Raw genomic sequence first — 630 nt, 5'->3', positions numbered from 1 at the left:
CGGCCATGAACGTGTACGGGCCGGCCTCTAGCGGCCGCGTCCGAAACGCCTCGACGGCGGCGTCGAGTTCCTTGGCCATCACCGATACCTGCGACTTGGACAGGCTGGTGATGCCGAGGGTCTCGACGAGCTTGTCCATCCGCCGCGTCGACACCCCAAGCAGGTAGCAAGTGGCCACCACGGTGGTCAGTGCCCGCTCGGCGCGTTTGCGGCGTTCCAGCAGCCAGTCCGGGAAGTAGGATCCGTGTCGCATTTTGGGAATCGCGAGATCCAATGACCCTGCGCGCGTGTCGAATTGGCGGTGCCGGTAGCCGTTGCGCTGATTGGTCCGATCGGCGCTGCGTTCACCATAACCGGCGCCGCACAGCGCGTCGGCTTCAGCGCCCATCAAGGCGTGGATGAATGTGGCCAACAACTCGCGCAGCACATCGGGATGGGTGGTGGTGAGTCGTTCGGCCAGCACAGCGGGCAGGTCGATATCGTGGGCAGTGGTCATCGCGTCGATTCCTTTGCTCGAGAAACTTTGGACGGTCTCTCGAAGAATCACGCGATGACCTTCAATCACTCGGCTACGACACGCCGGTCACCAAATCGGTCCCCGACTCGTACACCACCTTGGCGGACGCAACC

The 630-nt window shown here is 63.2% G+C and carries 1 protein-coding gene; it reads right to left on the bottom strand.

Features of this window, described 5'->3' with window-relative positions; all coding sequences use genetic code 11:
* On the bottom strand, positions 1–496 hold a 496-nt coding region (locus BST14_RS28225), incomplete at its 3' end, for a transposase (RefSeq protein WP_211280837.1).
* Positions 497–630 lie beyond the last annotated feature (134 nt).

This window comes from Mycobacterium arosiense ATCC BAA-1401 = DSM 45069, assembly GCF_002086125.1.
Classification (GTDB): Bacteria; Actinomycetota; Actinomycetes; order Mycobacteriales; family Mycobacteriaceae; genus Mycobacterium; species Mycobacterium arosiense.
The sequence above is the reverse complement of the archived record's forward strand: the minus strand, read 5'-3'. Positions and strand labels throughout refer to the sequence as shown.